Raw genomic sequence first — 4105 nt, forward strand, 5'->3', positions numbered from 1 at the left:
CGAGGCGATGCCCGCCGAATGGTTTGAAGGTGAGCACTATCGGCGCCACTACCTCGAAGTCGGCCACGGCGACAGCATCCAGGTGCGTTGCTCGCTCAATGACGATGTGCGGATTCATCTCTTCGTGTTTCGCGATGTGCGGGCACCCCGATTCTCTGCGCCGGATCTCGAGCGTCTGGGTTTCGTGATGCATGGGCTGAGATGGTTCAACCGGCAGCAACTGCTCAGCCACGGCCTGCTCATCGCCGACGCTCCCCTGACGACGGCCGAGCGAAGGGTGCTGCTGTGGCTGCTCGACGGACTCACGGAAAAGCAGATCGCGCAGAAGCTCGACCAAAGTCCGAACACGACGCATGTCCATATCAAGTCGATCTACGCCAAATTCAACGTCAGGAATCGCTCAACGCTCACCGCGCTGTGGCTCGGCAAGCTGAGATAGCGAACTGCAGGCGCTGGCGTTGCAGGCAACGATGGCGAGCCGCCCGCGCAAGGCGAGGCCGAAAGGCTCCTTGTCGGTGGATGCAAATCGCGGAGCCTCCGCGCTGCGCAAGATAACGATGTGCACGCGGACATCCTCGTTGAGGTCGCAACGCATTGACATGCTGTCTGCGTGGCCGACGGCCAGGTCGGCCAGAGGGCTCATCCCAGAATTTGTGACGCGGAAGTAGCGGTTCGATCAGTAGCTACAGCTCGCGATCGATGATAGCAGCCGGCACTCCTTGAGCCATTGCTCAGGCATCCCAGGTTAACCGCTTGCCGGAAAAATAGACTGCCGCTACGAACTCTTTTTGAATTGGCCTTTTAAGGAACCTCGACATGAGCTACGCGAGCCGGGTCAAATTGTTCGAACCTGCTGCGTGCTCACGGCGATGGCCACCGCCGGGGTCCAATGCTGTATTGCCGCGACCGGTAACGACGATTTCGATTCTGGGCTGGAAGACTCCGCCGTATTTTCCCGTGCTTCGGGAAACACTCGGTTTCCGCGCTTCGACCCATCGCAGATTCCGTTTGCTCCGCAGCCCGCACTGGATGATTCAATTGCCCTTTGTATTCCGGACCTCGATTGTTCACTCGCAGTCCGATAGCGCAGTCGGCGCGATCGCGCTCGACGATAAGAAAAGTCTATCCAAGGCCGGTGTTTGCCCAAGGAGCAGCGACCCCTCCGGGAATTGAATCAGGTCGTGGAATCAAGGCGCCTCAGCACCGAGCGATCGGCTCGGGACGGTCTGCCAAAGCCACGTGATGGGAGCACCAGACGAGGACCCGTCGCGAACAAGCAGGAGGAGCAACTATGCGCGCGCAAGACATCATGACTGCGTCCGTCATCACTGCCACACCGGACATGACGATCCACGAAGCGGCAACACTTTTGGTCGAAAACCATATCGGGAGCATGCCGGTCGTCGACGAGAACGGACAAGTTGTCGGTATCGTCGGCGAACGCGATCTTCTGCATCGAGTAGAGAACAGCACCTGCCACAGAAAGCGCCAGTGGTGGCTCGAACTCCTGTTGTCGTCCCCCCGCGCTCAGGCCGCGAGATATCTGAAGGAGCACGGGCGCGTCGTAGGCGACGTGATGTGCGAAGAGGTGATTTCGATCTCGTGTATGGCCAGTTCGGCTACCAGTTCTCGGTCAACAGTTCGGCGAGTGGACAGCGCAGGGGTGTCTGGGGCGACGTGGGTGTCAGGTACGCGTGGTAACGGTTCTGACTCTAGTCGTTCAGATGCTGTCGGCGCTCATATGTCGCGATCGAGCGCGGCCGGTAGTTGAATGACTCTTTCGCAGAAACCTGCGGTCGTTCAGTTTCGCGGGTCGGGCGTCTCTTCACGGACGACGCCGGTAGATCGACGTCCGCCTCTAGACAAACAAATGTGCTACCGCCCGAGTGCTTCGAACGGGAGCGGGCCAACGCTGCCGTGATGGCGGTGCCCATTGGACCCGGGCCGTTGTCTGGCGGCGTGGTGACCATCAAATTTCGCGACAGTAACGCTTTCAATACGCCGATTGCGGCGCCCGCTGCGCTTCTGGCACACACTCCTGCCGCGCCTCGCCGCGGCGTTAGATGGGGCCGACGCCATATAGGCGCACTCGAGGGCATTGAGCGCTTTGAAGGGTTCAGTGACCAGTGCGATCGTGCTTGCGTGAGACGACCGCCGAGACTTCGCGAAGACCATCGATATCGGTAATGCGAATCTCCTTGGCGTTCACCTCGATCAGGCCGAGCTTTCGCAAACGCGTCATCGACCGGCTCACCGTTTCCAGCGTGATGCCGAGGTAGCTGCCCATTTCCTCGCGGGTCAGGCGCAGGCGAAACTCAGACTGAGAGTAGCCGCGTAGGCCGTTTCGCTGCGACACGTCGAGCAGGAACGACGCCAGACGCGATTCAGCAGCGGGCGCGCCCAACACGATCATCTGGGCCGACTCACGATTCATCTGCTCGCCCATCACCTGGTGCAAGCGTTCCTGCATTGCGGTTGACTCGCGACCCAGTTCCTTGAGCGCGCTGTAGGGAAGCGTGCACACCGTCGAGTCTTCGAGTGCGACCGCGCTCAGCGCATGTACGCCGCTGGCGATACCGTCGAGGCCCAGTGCCTCCCCAGGCAGGCGCAGCCCGGTGATCTGCTCGCGGCCCTCGCGATTGGTGACGAAAGTCTTGAGGGAGCCCGATCGGACCGCGTACAGGCTCTGGAACCGGTCACCGGGAAAATAGAGTGGTTCACCGGCGCGCACCTTGCGGCCAGCCACGACCAGCGCTTCAAACTTGGGGAGCACTGCGGATTCAAGGCCGTGCGGCATACACAGATGACGCATCGCACATTCCGTGCAGCGCGCGACAGCCCGTGGCGGGTCCATCTTGACGCGCCTTTGTAGGTGCATGGTGGCACCGGAGTTCGTGCGATTTGCCAGCATCTCGTGGTCCCGTCTTTTTTATGTGATAGTTGAATTGTCACATATATTGCGGGATATCATTCTGGTGGCAAAGTGACGCGTCATTGCGGTGGGCGTCGGGCTTCGCGTTCCCCCGGGTTATCGCGCCGAGGCGCTTACATAGTCCAGCCGTTTGATCTCCCATCGTTCGAACTCGGCGTTGTGTCGCCTTAGGTACGCTGCGCGCTCGTCGCACGGCGTCCACGGAAGATCTGGCATCGGGCCGAGTCTTTCTGTGTCGTGCGGCGCGAGTAACGCCGACATCTGCAGTTTGCCATCGGGTCCGAAGGTGATCATGTGCCGATCAAATAGCGCGTCGAGGTTCGCCGACAGCAGCAGTCCGTTCTTGGGGTCGCGCCTTTCATCGTGATCGGCCTTCTTCCAGGGGACGATATGCGAGGCGCGCAGCGCCGCAGGGACAGCTAGCCTGGTGGCCGAGCACGCGTTCCCGAATTCGCGCAGCAGATCCGCCCGAAACTTTCCCTGTCCCAGTCGAACCGCCAGTTCGGCCAGGCGCTCCGTCTCGGTTTTGGATTGGTCCTTGAGGATGGCGCGCAAGTCACTTTCGATCGAGTCGGCATCATCGCGGCCCGACACGGGGAACAGGTTTTCGTCGATCCGCCTTGCCCAGTCTCGCATCAGCAGTAGCGTAGTGGCTTTGTCCTTGACCAGAAGATACGAGCCGTCGGATTGATGGTCGTGGTATAGCTGATCCGGCTCACAACCATACTGCCGCGCAAACGTGTCCTTGTCGAAGTCCTGGGGCGGCGGCGCCTTTCTTTTGGTACGGGGTCGTTGCGACCTGAAAGCCTTCCGCTTTCAGTGCGTCGATGACGGCCATCGCAAAATCGTTGAGCGGCTTGCCGGTGTAGTCAGAGAGGTAGGGCATGGTGCAGGCAGATCCTCGCGTCTTCGCAGCAAGCGTCCCGGGCCTGTCATAAATTTTGTGTGTAAGGCATAACATGTAGCTCAAGGAGCATGTATGCCACGCAAACCCAAGACGTCCGCCGAGGCCCTGACGGCGTTGCCGTCCATTCCGAAGGAACTGATCGACCAGTTCGTGAAGGGGCCGATGACGGCCGAAGCGGTGCATGCCGCCTCAGCGGCGTTCAAGAAGGCGCTGATCGAGCGGGCGCTGGGCGCCGAACTCGGACACCATCTGGGCTATCCGGCCGG

Annotated in this window: 5 protein-coding genes and 2 pseudogenes; 4 read left to right on the forward strand and 3 right to left on the reverse strand. The window is 60.5% G+C overall.

Annotation, left to right across the window (positions count from 1 at the left end; genetic code table 11):
- The 3 genes and pseudogenes from M3I56_RS40180 to M3I56_RS41485 form a co-directional block, all read left to right on the forward strand.
- On the forward strand, positions 1 to 439 hold a 439-nt coding region (locus M3I56_RS40180; protein WP_254358582.1), incomplete at its 5' end, for a helix-turn-helix transcriptional regulator.
- A gap of 870 nt (positions 440 to 1309) precedes the next feature.
- Positions 1310 to 1450, forward strand: a pseudogene (locus M3I56_RS41480) (CBS domain-containing protein); the annotation flags it as partial.
- Between the two features lie 128 nt (positions 1451 to 1578).
- Positions 1579 to 1701 carry a hypothetical protein gene (locus M3I56_RS41485; protein ID WP_309249229.1) on the forward strand — a complete coding sequence of 41 codons (123 nt, stop codon included), beginning with the start codon at positions 1579 to 1581 and terminating at the stop codon, positions 1699 to 1701.
- 415 nt (positions 1702 to 2116) lie between these two features.
- Here M3I56_RS41485 and M3I56_RS40190 read toward each other — a convergent pair whose 3' ends face one another.
- The 3 genes from M3I56_RS40190 to M3I56_RS40200 all read right to left on the reverse strand — a co-directional run bounded on the left by M3I56_RS40190 (position 2117) and on the right by M3I56_RS40200 (position 3818).
- The gene (locus M3I56_RS40190) at positions 2117 to 2812 is read right to left on the reverse strand and encodes a helix-turn-helix domain-containing protein (RefSeq protein ID WP_309249228.1); all 696 of its coding nucleotides are present in this window, start codon (positions 2810 to 2812) and stop codon (positions 2117 to 2119) included.
- A 216-nt stretch (positions 2813 to 3028) separates the two neighbouring features.
- Entirely contained in the window at positions 3029 to 3568 is a 540-nt protein-coding gene (locus M3I56_RS40195) for an HNH endonuclease (protein ID WP_254358584.1), read from the reverse strand.
- Between the two features lie 79 nt (positions 3569 to 3647).
- A complete protein-coding gene (locus M3I56_RS40200; RefSeq protein WP_254358587.1) occupies positions 3648 to 3818 on the reverse strand; it encodes a hypothetical protein in 171 nt (56 codons plus the stop codon).
- A gap of 93 nt (positions 3819 to 3911) precedes the next feature.
- Between M3I56_RS40200 and M3I56_RS40205 the strand changes: the two are divergent.
- Positions 3912 to 4105 (forward strand): annotated as a pseudogene (locus M3I56_RS40205) (IS256 family transposase); the annotation flags it as partial.

The organism is Paraburkholderia sp. CNPSo 3281, from assembly GCF_024206515.1.
Lineage (GTDB): Bacteria > Pseudomonadota > Gammaproteobacteria > Burkholderiales > Burkholderiaceae > Paraburkholderia > Paraburkholderia nodosa.

Excerpts from the sequence above, each read along its gene's own strand:
- M3I56_RS40190 (WP_309249228.1), bottom strand. The coding sequence starts at position 2,812 with ATGCGTCATCTGTGTATGCCGCACGGCCTTGAATCCGCAGTGCTCCCC.
- M3I56_RS40195 (WP_254358584.1), bottom strand. The coding sequence starts at position 3,568 with ATGCGAGACTGGGCAAGGCGGATCGACGAAAACCTGTTCCCCGTGTCG.
- M3I56_RS40200 (WP_254358587.1), bottom strand. The coding sequence starts at position 3,818 with ATGCCCTACCTCTCTGACTACACCGGCAAGCCGCTCAACGATTTTGCG.